This is a genomic window from Streptomyces sp. JNUCC 63 (genome assembly GCF_054366325.1).
Map to the genome: position 1 here is coordinate 1501712 of NZ_CM135963.1, position 18840 is coordinate 1520551.

An 18840-nucleotide genomic window follows, 5' to 3' on the forward strand; every position below is an offset into this window, starting at 1 on the left:
GCGGTCTTCGGCCGCCGACTCGACAGCTCGGCTTACCCAGTTGTGGCCCTTAACCGCTACGATCGCGGAAAGCCGCCGTCCCCCGTCGAAAGCGCGGCATCATCCGCTACGAAGGTCATCCATGCCCCACAGCCAAACCTCTGCACCCAGCGGCCGGATCCGCCTCGCGCGCGGAGCATCGCCGTGGCTCCTTCCGACCGTCGCCACCGCAGCCGTCAGCCTGGTCCGCGCCCGCCGCTCGGGTGCCGCCAAGGCCGTAGCCGTCCCCGCCACCGCGCTCGCGGCGGGGATGCTGTGGTTCTTCCGCGACCCCGAGCGCGAGATCGCCCAGGGCAGGGTCATCTCGCCCGCCGACGGTGTGGTGCAGAGCATCATGCCGTGGAAGGACGGCCGCACCCGCGTCGCGATCTTCATGAGCCCGCTGAACGTCCACGTCAACCGTGCCCCGCTCGCCGGCACGGTCACGTCGGTCGAGCACGTCCCCGGCGGGTTCGTTCCGGCGTTCAACAAGGAGAGCGAGAACAACGAGCGGGTCGTCTGGCACTTCGACACCGAGCTCGGCGACATCGAGATGGTCCAGATCGCCGGCGCGGTGGCCCGCCGCATCGTCCCGTACATCCCGTCGGGCACGAAGGTCGAGCAGGGCGAGCGGATCGGTCTGATCCGCTTCGGCTCGCGCGTCGACCTGTACCTGCCCGAGGGTGTGGAGGTCGCGGTCGAAGTCGGCCAGAAGACCGTGGCTGGGGTGACTCGCCTTGACCGTGATTGATCCCGAGACCCAGGCGGGCTGGGTGCCCGAATCCGACGGGGTGGACGAAGAGGAGGAGATGCCCCTCTCGTTGCGCCTGTCGATAGCGGACACCCTCACCCTGGGCAACGCCACGTGCGGCTTCATGGCGGTGTACTTCACCACCACCGGCATCCTGATCCCGCACCTGACCGGCAGCGACGACTCGGCGGGCATGGCCCGGCACAGCGCCGCCACGGCGGTCATCCTGATGCTGTGCGCGGCGATCTTCGACCTGTTCGACGGCCTGGTCGCGAGGAAGCTGCGCTCCTCTCCCATGGGCGCGGAGCTGGACAACCTCTCCGACCTGATCAGCTTCGGCCTGGCCCCGGCGTACTTCGTCCTCGTCTACGGCATGGTCGCGGACGACGCCCACCAGAGGGTGGCGGCACTGGGCGCGATCGTGGTGCTGCTGGCGGTGGTCCTACGACTCGCGCGTTTCTCGTGCGTGACGTTGAAGGACGGCATGTTCCAGGGCATGCCATCACCCTTCGGCGCGTTGACGGTGGTCTCCATCGTCTTGTTGGAGCTGCCCTTCGTGGCGACGCTGCTGGCGATCCTCGGCACCGCGTGGCTGATGGTGAGCCGGGTGGAGTACCCGAAGCCGCGCGGCCGCCTCGCGGTGGCCATGCTCTCCTGGATCGTCCTGTCCATGGGCCTCCTGGCAGCCTGGGCCTTCGACGCCCCGAGCGGCCAGCTCCTCCTCCAGACCGGCTGCGCCCTGCAACTGGTCATGGGCGCGGTGATCCCCCTGTTCGCCACGGCCCGCCGAGTGAACAACTTCCGCGACAACCGCCGCGAGGCGCGGGCAGCGCAGCTGCCGTAGCGCTCCGCTGCGTCGTACGCCGTCGAAGGGCCCCGAACCGTGAAGCGGTTCGGGGCCCTTCGACGTGAGGACGGAAGCCGTCAGCAGTACGGCTCGGACAGGGCTCCTGGTACGGCAACCACCGGACGGCCCGGCTCCGAGGCGTACGACGAGCGGGGCCAAGGGCGTGTCGGGGCCCAAGGGTGCCACCGGAGTCACGGACGCAGCCCGCAAGGGATGCGAGGGGCGGAGCCCGGCAAGGGTGCAGGGGACGCAGTCCCCGCCGGGGTCTGGGGCGGAGCCCAGGGAACGGTCACCTTCACCCACCGAGTCGGGCAGGTGGGTGGGCAAGGTGTCCGTCAGAGCAAGAAGTCCCGGGCGATTTGCTCGGCCAGCCGTTCCAGGAGGGGGCCGGCGTCCGCGATGCACCGGGAGACGTCCGGCTCGACCTGGGTGAGGGCGTAGGCCCGGCGGATGCCGGCGTGGCCCAGGACCTCCGGCGCGAGGGCCAGCCGGCCGCAGACCGCGACGACCTCCTTGTCCGCGGCGCGCGCGGCCGCCGCGACGCCCGCCGGGGCCTTGCCGTGCAGGGTCTGCTCGTCCAGGGAGCCCTCACCGGTGATCACCAGCGAGGCCCGCCGCAGAGCCGGGGCGAAGCCCAGCACATCGAGCATGACCGCGATACCGGCCCGGAAGCGCGCGCCGAGCAGCAGCGCCCCGTATCCGATACCACCCGCCGCCCCCGCGCCGGGCGACACCACGTACTCCGCCGCCCGCGCACCGACCGCTCCCTCCAGCACCTTCGCGAAGTGCGCGAGCGCCGCGTCCAGCGTCTCCACGTCGTCCGGCGAGGCGCCCTTCTGCGGCCCGTAGACCGCCGCCGCGCCCTTCGGCCCGGTCAGCGGATTGTCGACGTCGCCGGCGAGCACGAGCTCGACGGAGCCCAGCCGCCGGTCCAGTCCGGACAGGTCCGCGTCGACCAGCTCGGCCAGTCCCCCGCCGCCGGGCGGAACCGGCTCCCCGTCCGCGTCCAGGAACCGCGCCCCGAGCGCGGACAGCATCCCCGCGCCCCCGTCCGTCGTCGCGCTCCCGCCGACGCCGAACACGATCGTCCGCGCGCCCGCGTCCAGCGCGGCCCGCAGCAGCTCCCCGGAGCCGTACGTGGACGCCGTGAGCGGCGCGAACACGCCCGTCGGCAGCCGCTGCAGCCCACTGGCCTCGGCCATCTCCACGACCGCCGTGTCGCCGCGCAGCGCGAACGCGGCCGTCACCTCGTCCCCGAGGGGACCCGTGACCCGTACCTCCCGGCGCTCGAACCCCGCCGCGACCGCCGCGTCCACGGTCCCGTCGCCGCCGTCGGCCACCGGCAGCGCCTCCACCTCCAGGTCCGGCACGACCCGCCGCAGTCCGGCCGTCACGCGATCGGCCACCTGCACGGCCGTCAGCGACCCCTTGAACTTGTCCGCGGCAATCAGCACCCCGCGGGTGCCGTGCACTGCAGCGTCCGCCACCTCGTCATCCCCTCGCTCTCCGGGCCCCGCACGTCAGGGCCGGCCGCGCCGCTGCGACCCTAACCGGCGACGGCCCCCACCGTCATGTCCCGCGCGACCGCCCCCGGAATCGGGTAGACCGTCCCTATGACCCCTATAGGCACCGTGGGCACCGTGGGCACCGAGGCGGAGCTCGCCGACCGCATCCTCGGCGGCTGGCTGGGCCGTATCGCGGGCAACATGCTCGGCAAGCCGGTCGAGCAGGGCGAGGTGTGGACGCGCGACCGCATCGACCGCTACCTGCGCAAGACGGCCGCGCTGCCGCTCACCGACTATCTGCCCGAACCACTCGCCGGCGACGAGGACGGCCCGGACCTGCGCCCCGAGTGGCGCGGCTGCGTCCGCGGCCGTATCCACGGCAGCTGCCGCGACGACGACATCGACTACGCGATCCTCGGCCTGGACCTCCTGGAGACGCACGGCTTCGGCTTCAGCACCGAGCAGGTCGGCGACCTGTGGCTGCTGCGGCTGCCGTACCTGCAGACGTTCACCGCGGAGCGAGCGGCGTACCGCAATCTGGCCAACGGACTCAAGCCGCCCCTGACGGCCACGTACGACAACCCGTACCAGGAGTGGATCGGCGCCCTGATCCGCGCCGACGTCTACGGCTGGACCAGCCCCGACGCCCCACGCCGCGCCGCCACCCTCGCCCGCCGCGACGCGGTGCTGTCCCACACCGGCAACGGCGTCTACGGCGCCCAGTGGGCGGCGGCCCTGATCGCGGCGGCCTTCACCGCCCCGACCGTCCGCACCGCCGTCGACACCGCGCTCACGGTGATCCCGGCGAGCAGCCGCCTGGCCCGCACGGTCCGCCGCGCAATCTCCCTGCACGAGGCGCGCATGTCCTGGGAGGACGCCCTGACCACGCTCGCGGACGAGACCGCGGGCCTCGGCTGGATCCACACCGTCCCGAACGCCGCCGCCATCACGGCCGGCCTCCTCTACGGCGACGGCGACTTCACCCGCACCATCGCACTCACCGTCCGCGCCGGCCTGGACACCGACTCCAACGGTGCGACGGCCGGCTCGGTCGCCGGCGTCCTGACGGGCGCCGACGCCATCCCCGCCCAGTGGAAGGACCCCTTGGAAAACACGGTCCGCAGCGCGGTCTTCGGCTTCGACGGCGTACGCATCACCGAACTGGCGGACCGCACGCTCCGCCTGGCGCGGGCCGGGACGTAGGGGCGAGACCGTCGGCGGGCGTCTGTCCTCTGCCGGCCGCTGAAAGGTGACCCGCCCCCGGCTGTCGCACTCGACCGGCACCGCCCGGGACGGACGAAGGCCCCTTCGCCGAAGGCGAGGGGGCCGTTTCGCTGGTGACCGGGTCCAACCCCGCGGTCACCTCTTGGTGCAGACCTTGTGTGCCGTGACCCACACCCTCTTGCCGTTGCGGGTCTCGTAGTGCCCCTTGACCTTGTGGCAGTGGTGCGCGGTCACGTACGAGCTGTGGCTCGTACTGGGCGCCGCGGAGGCGGTGCCCACGGATGCCACGGCTGCGCCGCTTGCCATGACACCCGCGGCGATGCCGGTGGCCAGAGCGCGTGTGAATCGACGTCGCATGACTGGCTCCCTTTCCGCTTTGATTTCGAGTACCTCGTCCATTCTCCTCGCTGTTCCAGGCGCACGCATCACGGCAGGCGGCTCTGGCAACAGCGACTCCACGAGCACCATCACGCTCACTGTTCGCGGCGGCGGAAGGGCCCGAACCGGGGGACCGGACCCTGCGCCTGGTTACCCTTCCTGGATGACCACTCCCGACTACGCCACGTACATCGCCGGGCTCCCCCGCGTCCTCGCCGCTGCCGCCGCCCTCTTCCGTGACGCGCGGGGCCGGGTGCTCCTCGTCGAGCCCAACTACCGCGAGGGCTGGGCGCTGCCGGGCGGCACCGTCGAGTCCGACGACGGCGAGACCCCGCGCCAGGGCGCGCGCCGCGAGACGCTGGAGGAGATCGGCCTCGACCGCGAGCTCGGCCCGCTCCTCGCGGTCGACTGGGTGCCCGGCACCGGACGCCCGCCGCTGGTGGCGTACATCTACGACGGCGGTGTCCTCACCGACGACGACCTCAAGGCGATCCGCCTGCAGGAGGAGGAGCTGCTGTCCTGGCGCCTGGTCCCCCGCGACGAACTCACCACCCACCTGCCGAGCGCCACCGGCCGCCGCGTCCTGACCGCCCTCGACGTCCTGGCCGACGGCACGGGCCCGGTGGAACTGGAGAACGGCCACCGCCCCGGCTGATCACTCCGAGCCGTTCACCCTTGGACGTTCCGCGGTTCGACGTCCACCTCGCGCAGTGCCTCGTCACGCTCGGCGACCCTGGCCTCCGTACGGTGCCCGCGCTCGATGTAGTCGCGGACGACCAGCTCGACGGCGTCCTGCGGGCTGCCGACCCCGGCGAGAACCATCGCTTCCACAACGAGTTCGGCGTCGAGCGACACGGTGACCTTGGCCATGCGCGGAAGGTACCACCGCGGGGCCCGGGTGGGCGGACGAATATCCGTTCGCCCACCCGGACTCCCCGCCCTACCCTCGGTCCCATGTCCAAGCCCCTCATCGCCATCCTGAGCGGCGCCGGTATCTCCACCGACTCCGGCATTCCGGACTACCGCGGGCCCAACGGGTTGTGGCGGAAGGATCCCGAGGCCGAGAAGCTCGTGACGTACGGCTACTACATGAGCGACCCGGAGATCCGGCGGCGGTCCTGGCAGATGCGGCGGAAGAACCGCACGCTCAAGGCCGAGCCGAACGCCGCGCACCGCGCCGTGGCCGAGCTGGAGCGGGCCGGGGTCCCGGTCCGGGTGATCACGCAGAACGTGGACGGCCTGCACCAGCTCGCCGGGCTGCCCGCCCGCAAGGTGCTGGAACTGCACGGCAGCGTACGCAGCGTGGTGTGCACGCAGTGTCATGCGCGCGGCCCGATGGAGGACGCCCTCGCCCGGGTCGAGGCCGGCGAGGACGACCCGCCCTGCCGGGACTGCGGCGGCATCCTGAAGTCCGCCACCGTCATGTTCGGCGAACGCCTCGACCCGGCAGTACTCGGCGAGGCACTCGCCATCACCAAGGCCTGTCAGGTGTTCATCGCCGTCGGCACCAGCCTCCAGGTCCAGCCCGCCGCCGGACTCGCGGGCGTGGCGGCCGACCACGGCGCCCGCCTCATCATCGTCAACGCCGACCCGACCCCGTACGACGAGCTGGCGGACGAGGTCATCCGTGAGCCGATCGGGACCGGCCTCCCCAAGCTGCTGCGCCTGCTTGGGGAGGCCGGTTCCTGAGCGCCGCCGCTACTGGTCGTACGAGTGTTCAGTGAAGGGTGAGGCGCTGACCCGGGGTGATCAGGTTCGGGTCGCGTCCGATGACGGTCTTGTTCCTCCGGTACAGCGCCGACCAGGACTCGCCGTGGGTACGGCCGATGCTGCTGAGGGTGTCCCCGGACCGCACGGTGTAGGGGTCGGTGCCGGTTCCGGTCTGTTTTCCGGTGGGCGGATCAGTTGCCGCGGTCTGATTGGTGCAGGAGGTGGGGGTTGCTGGGGAGGGCCGTGTCGGGACGGGGGTGAGGGGCGTGCAGACCGGGGTGGCGAGTCCGATGAGTTCCACCAGCCCTGTGCCGCCGGCGGGTGGGACGATGTGCGACCAGTTGTTGGCCAGCCAGACGTTGCCGGACTGGTCGATCTGCACTGCGGTGAGGTGCTGGATCGCCTTGTTCTGGAAGCCCTTCGGGGGTGACAGGATGGTTCCGGTGGTACTGCCGGGCGGGCAGGCGGTGGTGTTGGCACCGCACAGCGCCCACACGCTCGGGGTGAGGAAGCCGGCGACCCACACGCGGTCGGATCCGTCGACGGCCACCGACCAGGGGAGAGTCTTCTCGGGCAGTTTGTACACGCCCGCGACGGTCCCGTTGGGCGCGAGTCGGGTGACCGCGCTGTTGACGTAGCTGTTGAGCCAGGCGTTGTTCTTGGAGTCGATGGCGATGCCCAGGGGCCATTTGAAGGAGCTGCTCTGGATGGGCGAGGACGCCGTGGGCTTGAAGTCCGGCCCGATCACGGTGACGCTGCCGCCGAACTTTCCTATGAGAGGCGCCAGGCGTGTGTTCACCAGCTGGGCGCCCCCCAGGCCGGCATTGCTGACCCAGGCCCGCCCGTAGCCGTCGATCTGGACGGCGAACGGGTGGTTGAGGCCGCCGCCGGTGATCTTGATCGCCTTGGACGGGTCACCGTGCGGGTAGACGACCACGTTGCCCTGGCCCGGTGCGGTCTCCAGGCCGTAGTTGTTCGCGATCCACACATTGCCCCGCTGGTCCACGGCGATTCCCTGCGGGTGGATGAGTCCGCCGTTCTTCCACCCCGTGGGAGGCGACAGCGGTTTGCCGGTGGCCGAGTAATGCGCAACCGAGTTGCCTCCATAGCTGCTCATCCAGACGGAGCCGTCCGGGGCGACGGCGGCGCCCCAGTCACCGCCCTTCATACCGCCGCCTTGGATCGGGCTGCCCAGGATCGGGCGGCCCGTCGGGTCGAGCACGCTGACGTAAGGGGTGGGCTTCTGGGTGCCGGGCAGCCAGTTGTTGGACGCCCAGACGTTGCCCTTGGCGTCGAAGGCGATGCGACCGGGGGCGTACAGGTTGGTGTCGGTGTAGCGCAGCGCCAGTATCCAGGCCGTGGGAGGCGCAGCGAGCGCCGGGGCGTAGTGGTTCGAGGTACGCGCCAGTCCGTAGAGCCCTGCCGGGGACAGTGTGGGGTTGCGGACCAGGTTCAACACCGCCTGCACGGTGTCTCGGGGAGCCGTGCCGCCGGGAGGTGTTGCCAGCCGGAGCAGGCTCTCGCACCGCGTGGTGTCCGACACGCAGAGGGAGACCATGTTGGCGAGCGTGTTGAGGGTGGCGAGGGTTTCGTTGGTGTTGCCGTTGTCGGCGTTCGTGACCACCCCGCCGGGTTTGCCGGTGGCCGGGTCGACGAGGTTGAACGTTGTCGCCGCGGCGTTCTGCAGCCCCGGGCTCGGCCCGTCGATACCGTGTTGACTGCTGAACTGGGCCAGGGCGTAGGTGGCGGCGACGGTGGTGAGTTCGTTGACCCGTACCCGGCTCATCGTGCGTGCGGGAACCGCGCCGCCCTCACCGACCGCCACCACGGAGCGCAGTCGCAGTCGGGGGGCATCGGCCGGTGTGGCCTCCACGTACAGCACTCCGGCCGCGGGCTGAGCGTATGAGATTTCGAAGGAACCGGTGGCGTCGGTCGTCGCGCGGCCCAGTTCCCTGACCCCTGAACGAGAGCCGGCGAAAAGCCTGACCTGAGCCCCCCGAAGCGGATTGCCCGAGCCCGTGACGGTGCCGTGCAGCGGGCCCGGCGCGGCACTCAGCGACGAGGCCGGGACGTTCGCCATGCCCAGAACCATGGCCGCAGCGGCTGAAACCCTCAGCGAGGGCCCCTTCCTCCTTCGCCTCCGGAGGCGACCAGCGGATGTCGGCCTGCGGACGGATATGCCGGAAGAGCTCATGGCTGGTGAACCTTTCACTGGAGTAGTCGGCTCGGGCGGCCGAGCGGAGGGCATGGTCTGCGTCCCCGAAACTCCTCCCAAGGCCGCCTCCAGGGCCGGTCCGACGCCACCTTCCGAGGCGGGCGCGGACAGGTCAGGGACGGTGCGGGCCCGTCGCTGCGGCTATCCGGCTGCGGCTTCCCCGGCCCCAGGAAGTGTGCGGTCGACCTCCGGCACCCTGAGCGCGAACCAGCCGACCCTGAGCCCGTACAGCCAGACCACACCGAGATACAGACCCTGGCCGACCTGGCGCATCTCGTCGCGTACTCCGCAGGCGGCGAGGGAGATTCTGGAGTAGTCGATGACGATGCACTCCCGCTCGTCCATCAGGCTCGGGCCCTTGTAGACCTGGGCCGGGATGGCGAGCACGTCAAATGAGGTCATCCGGTTGCTCAGATAGCCCTCGGGGTCGAAGACCTTGCCCCGCCACACGGCCACGCGCACCAGCCAGGCGAAGGGACGGGCGAGCCAACTTCCTCCCCACCGCACGATGCCGGTGCCCTCCAGCGGACCCTTGGGAATGTCACCGGCCGGGCTCGTGCCGAAGAGTTCCACGAGGCCGTCATCACCGGCGTTGAGCAGGTCACTCTCAGTGAGTGCCACATCGTCCTCCTGACGGTCGCAAGAACCGTTGTCCGTGCCGCACTGTGGCCGCGTTCGCCCAGGCGTGCAGCCGTTGTGCGTACGGCGCGGGCTACCGTGCACAGCTCCGGGTGAGGCCGCGAAGGGGCCGAGGCCGACGGGATGTCGGTGGGCGATCCCACCGAGTTCGGCGCCCACATACCGTGGATTCCCTGTACGAGCTTGGACGCAGCCAGTTGCGCACCACCACTGCTGTTAGGCCAACGGGGTAGCGGATCTGCCGAGGCCGTCGGCGTCTCAGCCTCGAGCAGGGTGTGTTGCATCCACCCATGCCTTGCGGCTCCGGCATTCCGGACCACTGCGGGCCCAACGGGCTGTGGCGGCAGGATCCCGTGGCCGAGCCGGAGCGGGCCGGGGTGCCGGTCCGGGTGATCACGCAGAACGTGGACGGCCTGCACCAGCTCGCCGGGCTGCCCGCCCGCAAGGTGCTGGAACCGCACGGCAGCGTGCGCAGCGTGGTGTGCACACGGTGCGGGGCGCGCGGGCCGATGGAGGACGCCCTCGCCCGGGTCGAGGCCGGCGAGGACGATCCGCCCTGCCGGGACTGCGGCGGCATCCTGAAGTCGGCCACCGTGATGTTCGGCGAACGCCTCGACCCGGCAGTACTCGGCGAGGCGGTCGCCATCACCAAGGCCTGCACCGTGTTCATCGCGGTCGGCAGCAGCCTCCAGGTCCAACCCGCCGCCGGACTCGCCGGCATCGCCGCCGCCCACGGCGCCCGCCTCATCATCGTCAACGCCGAACCGACCCCGTACGACGACCGCGCCGACGAGGTCATCCGCGACCCCATCGGCACAGCCCTGCCCACACTGCTGCGTGGTCTGCGGGATGAGGAAGGTGCCTAGAAGAGGGCCGTTCCGCGTTCGAAGTCCAGCAGGCGCTGCTTGCGGGGCAGGCCGCCGCCGTAGCCGGTGAGGCTGCCGCCGGCGCCGATGACGCGGTGGCAGGGGACGATGATGCCGATGGGGTTCTTGCCGTTGGCGAGGCCGACCGCCCGGGAGGCGCCCGGGTTGCCGAGAGCCGCGGCGAGTTGGCCGTAGGAGCGGGTTTCGCCGTAGGGGATCTTGCGCAGCTGGTCCCAGACGCTGCGCTGGAACGGGGTGCCGTGCAGGCACAGCGGGAGGGTGAAGTCCTTCAACTCGCCCGCGAAATAGGCATTCAGCTGGTCGACGGCCTCGCCGAAGGGGCGGTCGTCGCTCCCCCACGCTCGGCTTCGCTCACGCGGGGGGACCCCCATGCCGAAGGTTTCCTGGGGCGGGCGGTGGCGCTGGTCGGTCATGTACAGGCCGCACAGGACACCGTCGTCGGCGACGAGGGTGAGGGTGCCGTACGGGCTGTCGATCACGGTGTGCTGCTTCATCGTCGTGACGTCCTTATACGGGAAGGAAGTTGATGGGGTGGCTGTCGGTCGCCCACAGATACTGCACGGCGTACGCCCGCCAGGGCCGCCAGGCCGCCGCGCGGGCGGTGAGGGCGGCCGGGGTGGACGGCAGGCCGAGTTCCTGGGCGGCGCGGCGGATGCCGAGGTCGGTGGGGAGGAAGGCGTCGGGGTCGCCGAGGGCGCGCATGGCGATCACGTCGGCCGTCCAGGGGCCGAAGCCGGGGAGGGCGAGGAGGCGGGTACGGGTCTCCGCCCAGTCGCTCTCCACGCCCAGGTGGAGGGTTCCGTCGGCGAGTTGCCGGGCCAGTGTCAGCAGGGTCGTACGGCGGGTGCGGGGCATCGCCAAGGACTCGGGGTCGAGGGCGGCCAGTGACTCCGGGGCGGGGAAGAGATGGGTGAGGCCGCCCTCGGGGTCGTCCACCGGCTCGCCGTACGCGGCGGCCAGGCGGCCCGCGTGTGTACGGGCGGCGGCCGTGGAGACCTGCTGGCCGAGTACGGCCCGCAGGGCGAACTCGGCCTCGTCCACGGTGCGCGGCACCCGCCGCCCGGGGGCCTTGTCGACCAGGGGCGCGAGGACCGGGTCGGTGCGCAGCTGGTCGTCGATCGCGACCGGGTCGGCGTCCAGGTCGAGCATGCGCCGGCAGCGGCTGATGGCGACGGGCAGGTCGCGCAGGTCGCTGAGGGTGAGCCGGCAGGCGATGTGGTCCGGTGTCGGGGTCAGCGCGGCGATGCCGTGGCCGTAGGGCAGGCGCAGGGTGCGCCGGTAGGCGCCGATGGGGATACCTCCCACGCCGTCAAGGCAGTGGGGGAGCCACTCCTCGACACCGGGTACGGCGGTGGCCGCGAGGTGGCCGAAGAGGTTGTCGGGGTTGAGCGGGGCACGGAACGGCAGGCGCAGGGAGAGGGCGCCGGGGGTGCCCTGGGGCGTGCCGGACGCCGTGGGCTGCCGCGGGTTCCGGGCGCGCAGTTCGCTGGGCGACAGGGCGAAGACCTCGCGCACGGTGTCGTTGAAGGTGCGGATGGAGGAGAAGCCTGCGGCGAAGGCGATCTCCGCCATCGGCAGGGGGGTCGTCTCGATCAGCAGCCGGGCGGTCTGGGCGCGCTGGGCCCGGGCGAGCGCGAGCGGGCCGGCGCCGAGTTCGGCGAGGAGCTGGCGTTCGACCTGGCGGGTGCTGTAGCCGAGGCGGGCGGCGAGGCCGGGCACGCCCTCGCGGTCCACGACGCCGTCGGCGATCAGCCGCATGGCGCGGGCCACGGCGTCGGCGCGCTGGTTCCACTCCGGTGAGCCGGGGCTGGTGTCGGGGCGGCAGCGCTTGCAGGCCCGGAATCCGGCCTGCTGGCAGGCGGCCGCACTCGGGTAGAAGGTCATGTTCTCGGGTTTGGGCGGCACCACCGGGCAGCTGGGCCGGCAGTAGATGCGGGTGGTCAGGACGGCGGTGAAGAACCAGCCGTCGAACCGTGCGTCCTTGGACTGGACGGCGCGCACGCAGCGCTCGCGGTGGGTGTGCATCCCCTTCTGCATGCCTCCAGCATCGGGCACCGGCGGGGCCGTGGCTGGCAGGAATCCGACATGGGCCTCGTGTGTCCTGGGGCGGCGGGCATCGCCTTCGGCGGCCGGTCGTCGCGGTCAGCCGACCTGCGCGGCGAAGGCCTCGTACGCCCCGCCGTCGAAGAGCACGAACCGCACCTCTTCGACGGCGGTCCCGGTCTGTGTGACGGTCGCGACCGCGATGCGGGCCGCGTCGTCCATCGGCCAGCGGTAGACGCCGGCGGAGATCGCGGGGAAGGCGACCGTCCGTGCTCCGAGCTCGTCGGCGACGCGCAGGGACTCGTGGTAGCAGGAAGCGAGCAGGTGCGAGCGGTCCTCGGTGCGGCTGTGGACGGGGCCGACGGTGTGGATCACCCAGTGGGCGTCCAGTTCGCCGGCCGTCGTGGCGACCGCCTGGCCGGTGGGCAGGCCGCTGCCGTAGCGGGAGGCACGCAGGGCGCGGCACTCCGCGAGGATCGCGGGGCCGCCGCGACGGTGGATGGCGCCGTCGACGCCTCCGCCGCCGAGGAGGGAGGAGTTGGCGGCGTTGACGATCGCGTCGGCGCGCTGCCGGGTGATGTCGCCCTGGACGAGGGTGATGGTGGTGGTCATGTCTGCCGCAGCCTCCTCCAGACGGCCTTCGCCGCGTTGTGCCCCGACATGCCGTGCACTCCGGGGCCCGGCGGGGTGGCCGAGGAGCAGATGAAGACGGCCGGGTGCGGGGTGGTGTACGGGAAGAGGGACGGTTTGGGGCGCAGCAGGAGCTGGAGTCCGGAGGCCGCGCCGGAGGCGATGTCGCCGCCGACGTAGTTGGCGTTGCGAGCGGCGATCTCGGGCGGGCCGGCGGTGGCGCGGGCGAGCACGCGGTCGCGGAAACCCGGGGCGAAGCGCTCCAGTTGGCGTTCCACGGCGTCGGTGAGGTCCCCGGTCCAGCCGTTGGGGACATGGCCGTACACCCAGAAGACCTGCTTGCCGGCGGGGGCGCGGGTCGGATCGGCGACGCCGGGCTGGACCGTGATGAGGAAGGGCCGGTCGGGTGCCCGGCCCTCGCGGGACGCGGCGCGCAGCGCGGTGCCGATCTCGGCACTGTCCGCGCCGATCTGTACGGTGCCGGCGACGCGGGGCTCCTTGGCGGTCCACGGGACCGGCCCGTCCAGCGCGTAGTCGATCTTGAAGACGCCGGGGCCGTACCGGTAGCCCTCGTAGTACCGGCCGAGGCCGGCGATGCGGGCCAGCGCGGTGGGCGAGGTGTCGAAGACGTACGCCCGCGCGGGCGGCAGGTCGTCGAGACGCTTGACCTCGTAGTCGGTGTGCAGGACGCCGCCGAGGTCCTTCAGGTACGCGGCGAGGGCGTCGGAGATCGCCTGGGAGCCGCCGCGGGCGACCGGCCAGCCGCGGGCGTGCGCGGCCAGCGCGAAGACCAGGCCGATGGCGCCGGTGGCGAAGCCGCCGAGGGGGGCCATGACGTGGGCGACGAGGCCGGCGAAGAGGGTCTTGGCTCGCTCGTCGCGGAAGCGGCGCATCAGCCATGTGGACGGGGGCAGGCCGACCAGGCCGAAGCGGGCGAGGGTGACCGGGTCGCGTGGGAGCGCGGTCAGGGGCAGCGACATGAAGTCGCGGGCCAGGGTGTCCCACCTGGGCAGGAACGGCTCCACCAGCCTGCGGTACGCCCCCGCGTCGCGCGGTCCGAAGGAGGCGGCCGTCTCGGCGACCGACCGGGACAGCACGGCCGCGGTGCCGTCCGGGAAGGGGTGCGCCATGGGCAGCTCGGCGTGCAGCCACTGAAGGCCGTAGCGCTCCAGGGGCAGGGCGCGGAAGGCGGGCGAGTTGATGCCGAGGGGGTGCGCGGCGGAGCACGGGTCGTGCCGGAAGCCGGGCAGGGTGAGCTCCTCGGTGCGGGCGCCGCCGCCGATGGTGTCGCGCGCCTCGAACACGGCCACGGAGAAGCCGCGGCGGGCGAGCTCCACGGCAGCGGTCAGTCCGTTCGGCCCCGCACCCACCACGACCGCATCGAGCATCGACGGCACCTTCGGGCTCCTTCGTCAGCCGATGGCCACTCGGGATCAGGATATGCCGCGGGACCGACACGCCGGGGCCGGGCAGCGGGCCCGGGGACGGGCGTCCCCGCTCAGGAGAGGGGGGCGCGGCCCTCCGGGCCGGACAGCAGCCCGGTCACCCGCCGTGCCGTCGCCGCGTCCCGTGCCGCCGTGAACGGCAGGGCGTTCCCGCCCGTGAGGCGGAACCGATCGCCGGTCAGGGTCAGCTGGGCACCGCCGGCCTCCTCGACCAGCAGCAGGCCCGCCGCGTGGTCCCAGGCCGCCTCCCAGGAGAAGGCCGTGGCGTCCAACTCGCCCCGGGCAACGGCGAGGTACTCCAGGCCGGCCGAGCCGCAGGCGCGCGGTGCGACACCGTCCGTCCGCAGGCCGAGCAGGGCACGCTTCTGCTTGTCGGTCGTGAAGTCCGGGTGGGACGTGGCGACTTCGAGGGGGCGACCCGGCTCGGGGGTGCCGGAGCGCAGGGGGGTGCCGTCGAGGAAGGCGCCCTGACCCCGTACCGCCGTGGCGAGTCGGTCGTGCGCCGGTGCGTACGTCCAGGAGGCCAGCACGACTCCTTGCCGGGCGAGCGCGACCAGGGTGCAGAAGCCGGGGTCGCCGTGCACGAACTGCCGTGTGCCGTCCACGGGGTCGACGATCCAGACGGGGGCGTCGTCCCGGAGCGCCTCGTAGACCGCCGGGTTGGCGTGCACCGCCTCCTCGCCGACCACGACGGAGCCGGGCAACAGGGCGCCGAGCGCGTCCGTGAGGTACCGCTCGGCCAGCCGGTCGGCGTCCGTCACCAGGTCGTGCGGCCCGGACTTCTGGTCGACCTCGTGCTCCGCCAGGCGGCGGAAGCGGGGCATGATCTCGGCCGCGGCCGCCTTGCGGACCGCCTCCTCCACGTCGGCCGAGTGACGCGCGAGAAACTCTCCGACAAGTGCTTCGTGCAGGGGGGACCCCCAGGTTCCGGTCTCTTCGATCATGCCTCCATGAGAACATGCCCCACTGACATTCCCTGCCGGGCCGGTGCACTCCGGGCGGAATCGACGTGAACAACGTCATCGAACACTCCGGGAACAGCCCCGCCGGGGCCTCGGCCGGCGCCAGGTCGCCGGCCGACCGCGTAGCCCTGCGTTCCGCGCCGGTTCGCGGCCGCTGGAGTCCGTGGAACGTCGAACCGCGGGACCTGTGCGCACGTCTGGTCAGCGCCGTCTCCGGTCGGTCTGCCACCGGACGCGGTCCGCGGCCACGCCCGTGACCGCGGCCGTTCACAGCTGTCGCCGTACGCCCGCCTCCCGCTCGGCCTGTTCCAGCCGGTGTCCGAGGTCACCCTGGAGCGAAGTGCGCGCCCGGCCTCGTCGGGCCGGCGGCAGGACGGTGCGCCGGGTCGTCTCCTCCAGCAGCAGCGCCAGGCCGCCGTACAGCGCGAACACGCCCAGGGCCACCCCGGCCCACCCGGCCGCGGTCTGCAGGGCCGGCGCCCCGCCCGCCCCGTAGGCGCCGGTCGGCACGGAGCGGCAGGCCCCGACCAGCAGCAGGACGCCGAACAGCGGTTGCTGGGCAGCGAGGTCACGAAGAGCACCAGGATCAGCGGTGCGACCGTCAGCAGGAAGACCGCCGGCACCGGGCTGCGCACTCCTGGCGGCCCCACGAGCACGACGAGGGCGGCGCCCGCCCAGGTGCAGCCCAGTACGGACAGGGCACCGGCGGCTCCACCGTCCCGGGCCAGGAACGCCGGCACTCCGGCGAGCAGCTCCAGGGGTACGACGAGGACCAGCACCAGCAGCATCAGCATCAGCATCAGCATCAGCATCAGCATCAGCATCAGCGGTTCGGTCTCCGCCTGCGGCACCCAGTGCAGCTGCGCGGCGGCGAGCAGCACGCTTCCCGTGCCGAAGGCGAGGAAACCCAGGGGCAGACCGCCGGCCGGCGGCCGGAGCACGATACGGGACGGATCCTCGGGCCGCGACGGGGCCGTACCGGTGCCGTCCGAGTCCTGCGATGGCTGCGGCATGGTACTCGTCCGCCCTGTCCATGTCGGCCGTGCGGTGCTCACAGACACATCGCGTACCCCGCTGCGGAGCCCTGTGACATGACAGCAGAGCGGTGGTGAACCAGGGGAGCACCGTGGCCGCCTCCGGCGTCGGGGACGGCAACACCATCCTTCGCCAGGACATAAAAGGCATAGGGTATTTCAGAAGTGGGCGTCCGTAACCGCGCGGCCACGCAGCGGAGTACCGCTTCCGTCGCACAGAGACTCGTGTGACACTGTGGTCCCGTCCGTGGTGTGGACCTGTTCCGCACCGCGTCCGTCCCCCACACGAGAAGTGCGCCGTGCGTGAACTTCCTCTGCCGCTCGCGCTCACCGCGCGTCTGAGTCCGGTCGTCGTGCTCGCCTGTGCGGGCTGGGCGTTGACGTCCGGGCCGTTCGCCGCCTCGCCCGCCGCCGAGAACAAGGCGGCCCAGCACCAGACGCGCGGCGCCGACGGCCAGTCGTCCTCCGAGCCCTCCGCCCCCTCGTCGACCGCGGTGTCCAAGACGTACGCGACCGCGCCGGTGCCGTGCACCAGCATCTCCGCGAAGACGATCACGTCCCTGGTGCCGGGCGCCAAGACGGCGGGCAAGGAGATCCCTTCGACGGACGCCGACGTCCGCCGCACCTGCTCCTGGAACGCGCTCAAGGGCTACGACTACCGCTGGCTGGACGTGTCCTTCGAGATCATGGCCTCGGACGACGCGGCGCGGAAGTCGTACCAGCAGCGGACCTCCGACAAGAGCGGCGGCGGCGCGGTGCCCGGCCTCGGTGACAGCGCCTACTCCGTCGTGAACCTCACCACCGAGGCCAAGCAGGAGACCCGCGAGGGCGTCGTGCTCGCCCGCGCCTCCAACGCGATCGTGACCATCACGTACAACGGCAGCGACTTCGAGACCAAGAAGGCCCCCAGTACGGACGAGATCAACAAGGGCGCCATCAAGGCCGCGAAGGAGGCGATGGCCGCGCTGGAGAACGGCCGGAAGGGCTGACCGTCCTCCAGCGGATCGCGCGGCGCGTCAGGCGGTGTCCCGCTGCCGGGTCCGCGCCGCCGTCAGCAGCAGGTACAGCACCATCGACGTGCCCAGGCCCACCGCCCAGCCGTAGTCGGCGAGGGACCTCAGGGCGGGAATGGGGCGGCCGTCGATCAGTGGGTGGAAGTCCGCGCCGCCGACAGCCAGCACGCCGCCCACCACGAAGGCCACGACCGCCCGCCAGTTCCAGCCGCCGTCGTACCAGTAGCGTCCGCCCGTGCGGTACAGGTCGACCAGGTCCAGCCGGGAGCGCCTGAGGATCCAGTAGTCGGCGATGAGGATGCCGGCGACCGTGCCGAGCAGACCGCCGACCAGGCCGAGCCAGGTGAAGATGTAGCCCTGCGGGTCGGCGTACAGCTTCCACGGGCACATCACCACGGCGAGCACGGCCGTGATGAGGGCGCCGGCGCGGAAACTGACCTTGCGCGGCGCGATGTTGGAGAAATCGAAGGCCGGGGAGACCATGTTGGCGGCGATGTTGACCGACAGGGTCGCCACCAGCACGGTCACCAGCGCGTACAGCAGACCGGCCACGTTGTCCGTCTTCGCGGCCAACTGCACCGGGTCCCAGACCGGTTCGCCGTACACGGCCTGCGAGCCGGAGGTGACCAGGACCGACAGGAACGCGAACAGGGTCATGGTCGTGGGCAGGCCGAGCGACTGGCCCCGGGTCTGTGCCTTCTGGCTCCTGCCGTACCGGGTGAAGTCCGGGATGTTCAGGGACAGGGTCGACCAGAAACCGATCATGCCCATCAGGGCGGGCGCGAACAGCTTCCAGAAGTCCGCTCCCCAGCCCAGTTTCGACGGCTGGTCGAAGAGCGGGCCGAGGCCGCCGGCCTTGCTGCTCATCCACCACAGCATCACGAACGCGCCGACGAGCACGAAGGGCGCCGCCCAGTTCTCGAACCGGCGGATGGTCTCCATGCCCCGGTAGATGATCGCGACCTGGATCGCCCAGAAGATCGCGAACGACAGCCACATCGTCCAGGCGTGGCCGCCCACCTCGGCGGCGCCTGTCCAGCCGCTCCCGATCAGTTTCCCGGCGAGGAAGTAGATCGCCTCGCCGCCGATCCAGGTCTGGATGCCGAACCAGCCGCACGCCACCAACGCCCGTACGAGAGCGGGGAGGTTGGCGCCGCGCAGCCCGAAGGAGGCCCGGGCGAAGACCGGGAAGGGGATGCCGTACTTCGGTCCCGCGTGCCCGGTGAGCAGCATCGGGACGAGCACGATCAGGTTGGCCAGGGCGATGGTGAACACCGCCTGCTTCCAGTCCATGCCGACGGCGATCAGACCGGAGGCCAGGGTCCAGGAGGCCGTGTTGTGGGCCATGCCGACCCACAGCGCGGAGAAGTTGTACGTGGTCCAGGTGCGTCGGGCGACCGGGACGGGCAGCAGGTCGGCGTTGGCGTAGCGGCCGGTGGGCGGCGGGGTGCCGGGGGCGATCTCCACGCGTCCGTCGGGGAGGGTGACCTGTGCGGACGGCGGTATGGCCGTCGGAGCGGTGTCGGTCATGGGCAGCCC

At 71.8% G+C, this 18840-nt stretch carries 19 protein-coding genes; 7 read left to right on the forward strand and 12 right to left on the reverse strand.

The window, feature by feature from the left end:
* Positions 1 to 121 precede the first annotated feature (121 nt).
* Entirely contained in the window at positions 122 to 769 is a 648-nt protein-coding gene (locus ACX25U_RS06780) for a phosphatidylserine decarboxylase (RefSeq protein WP_111004569.1), read from the forward strand.
* Positions 770 to 791: 22 nt separating this feature from the next.
* A complete protein-coding gene (pssA, locus tag ACX25U_RS06785) occupies positions 792 to 1613 on the forward strand; it encodes a CDP-diacylglycerol--serine O-phosphatidyltransferase (RefSeq protein WP_454394140.1) in 822 nt (273 codons plus the stop codon).
* A 338-nt stretch (positions 1614 to 1951) separates the two neighbouring features.
* On the opposite strand, the gene ACX25U_RS06790 is transcribed toward pssA, so the two are convergent.
* Positions 1952 to 3103, reverse strand: coding sequence for a glycerate kinase (locus tag ACX25U_RS06790; RefSeq protein ID WP_454389618.1), 1152 nt, complete (start codon positions 3101 to 3103; stop codon positions 1952 to 1954).
* Positions 3104 to 3229: 126 nt separating this feature from the next.
* Between ACX25U_RS06790 and ACX25U_RS06795 the strand changes: the two genes are divergently transcribed.
* Positions 3230 to 4324 carry an ADP-ribosylglycohydrolase family protein gene (locus ACX25U_RS06795; RefSeq protein ID WP_454389619.1) on the forward strand — a complete coding sequence of 365 codons (1095 nt, stop codon included), beginning with the start codon at positions 3230 to 3232 and terminating at the stop codon, positions 4322 to 4324.
* Between the two features lie 156 nt (positions 4325 to 4480).
* On the opposite strand, the gene ACX25U_RS06800 is transcribed toward ACX25U_RS06795, so the two are convergent.
* Positions 4481 to 4702: a hypothetical protein gene (locus ACX25U_RS06800; RefSeq protein ID WP_454389620.1), complete on the reverse strand. Its 222-nt coding sequence runs from the start codon at positions 4700 to 4702 to the stop codon at positions 4481 to 4483.
* A 184-nt stretch (positions 4703 to 4886) separates the two neighbouring features.
* Here ACX25U_RS06800 and ACX25U_RS06805 point away from each other — a divergent pair, with 184 nt between their 5' ends.
* The gene (locus ACX25U_RS06805) at positions 4887 to 5378 is read left to right on the forward strand and encodes an NUDIX domain-containing protein (protein WP_454389621.1); all 492 of its coding nucleotides are present in this window, start codon (positions 4887 to 4889) and stop codon (positions 5376 to 5378) included.
* A 14-nt stretch (positions 5379 to 5392) separates the two neighbouring features.
* Here the strand turns inward: ACX25U_RS06805 and ACX25U_RS06810 are convergent, their stop codons facing one another.
* Positions 5393 to 5593, reverse strand: coding sequence for a type II toxin-antitoxin system VapB family antitoxin (locus ACX25U_RS06810; protein WP_454389622.1), 201 nt, complete (start codon positions 5591 to 5593; stop codon positions 5393 to 5395).
* An 84-nt stretch (positions 5594 to 5677) separates the two neighbouring features.
* Here ACX25U_RS06810 and ACX25U_RS06815 point away from each other — a divergent pair, with 84 nt between their 5' ends.
* Entirely contained in the window at positions 5678 to 6412 is a 735-nt protein-coding gene (locus ACX25U_RS06815) for an SIR2 family NAD-dependent protein deacylase (RefSeq protein WP_454389623.1), read from the forward strand.
* Positions 6413 to 6440: 28 nt separating this feature from the next.
* Here ACX25U_RS06815 and ACX25U_RS06820 read toward each other — a convergent pair whose 3' ends face one another.
* Both ACX25U_RS06820 and ACX25U_RS06825 read right to left on the reverse strand, forming a co-directional pair.
* Positions 6441 to 8513, reverse strand: coding sequence for a LysM peptidoglycan-binding domain-containing protein (locus ACX25U_RS06820; protein WP_454389624.1), 2073 nt, complete (start codon positions 8511 to 8513; stop codon positions 6441 to 6443).
* Positions 8514 to 8789: 276 nt separating this feature from the next.
* Positions 8790 to 9269, reverse strand: a complete 480-nt coding sequence (locus tag ACX25U_RS06825; protein ID WP_454389625.1) for a hypothetical protein — start codon at positions 9267 to 9269, stop codon at positions 8790 to 8792.
* Between the two features lie 308 nt (positions 9270 to 9577).
* Here ACX25U_RS06825 and ACX25U_RS06830 point away from each other — a divergent pair, with 308 nt between their 5' ends.
* Positions 9578 to 10153 (forward strand): Sir2 family NAD-dependent protein deacetylase, encoded by a 576-nt coding sequence (locus tag ACX25U_RS06830; protein ID WP_454389626.1) that lies wholly within the window; start codon positions 9578 to 9580, stop codon positions 10151 to 10153.
* Here the strand turns inward: ACX25U_RS06830 and ACX25U_RS06835 are convergent.
* The 6 genes from ACX25U_RS06835 to ACX25U_RS06860 form a co-directional block, all read right to left on the reverse strand.
* Positions 10150 to 10668 (reverse strand): methylated-DNA--[protein]-cysteine S-methyltransferase, encoded by a 519-nt coding sequence (locus ACX25U_RS06835; RefSeq protein WP_454389627.1) that lies wholly within the window; start codon positions 10666 to 10668, stop codon positions 10150 to 10152. The two genes, ACX25U_RS06830 and ACX25U_RS06835, sit on opposite strands and share 4 nt — an antisense overlap.
* Positions 10669 to 10681: 13 nt before the next feature.
* The gene (locus ACX25U_RS06840; protein WP_454389628.1) at positions 10682 to 12211 is read right to left on the reverse strand and encodes an AlkA N-terminal domain-containing protein; all 1530 of its coding nucleotides are present in this window, start codon (positions 12209 to 12211) and stop codon (positions 10682 to 10684) included.
* A 105-nt stretch (positions 12212 to 12316) separates the two neighbouring features.
* Complete coding sequence (locus ACX25U_RS06845; RefSeq protein ID WP_454389629.1) at positions 12317 to 12829, reverse strand: O-acetyl-ADP-ribose deacetylase; 513 nt, start codon at positions 12827 to 12829, stop codon at positions 12317 to 12319.
* Positions 12826 to 14235: a phytoene desaturase family protein gene (locus ACX25U_RS06850; RefSeq protein ID WP_454389630.1), complete on the reverse strand. Its 1410-nt coding sequence runs from the start codon at positions 14233 to 14235 to the stop codon at positions 12826 to 12828. The genes ACX25U_RS06845 and ACX25U_RS06850 overlap by 4 nt, the downstream gene beginning before the upstream one ends.
* Positions 14236 to 14345: 110 nt before the next feature.
* Complete coding sequence (locus ACX25U_RS06855; RefSeq protein ID WP_454389631.1) at positions 14346 to 15236, reverse strand: inositol monophosphatase family protein; 891 nt, start codon at positions 15234 to 15236, stop codon at positions 14346 to 14348.
* 285 nt (positions 15237 to 15521) lie between these two features.
* Positions 15522 to 15764 carry a hypothetical protein gene (locus tag ACX25U_RS06860; RefSeq protein ID WP_454389632.1) on the reverse strand — a complete coding sequence of 81 codons (243 nt, stop codon included), beginning with the start codon at positions 15762 to 15764 and terminating at the stop codon, positions 15522 to 15524.
* An 823-nt stretch (positions 15765 to 16587) separates the two neighbouring features.
* Between ACX25U_RS06860 and ACX25U_RS06865 the strand changes: the two genes are divergently transcribed.
* On the forward strand, positions 16588 to 17277 hold the full coding sequence (locus ACX25U_RS06865) for a hypothetical protein (RefSeq protein ID WP_454389633.1): 690 nt from the start codon (positions 16588 to 16590) through the stop codon (positions 17275 to 17277).
* Positions 17278 to 17304: 27 nt separating this feature from the next.
* Here ACX25U_RS06865 and ACX25U_RS06870 read toward each other — a convergent pair whose 3' ends face one another.
* On the reverse strand, positions 17305 to 18831 hold the full coding sequence (locus tag ACX25U_RS06870) for an NCS1 family nucleobase:cation symporter-1 (protein WP_454389634.1): 1527 nt from the start codon (positions 18829 to 18831) through the stop codon (positions 17305 to 17307).
* Positions 18832 to 18840: the final 9 nt, after the last annotated feature.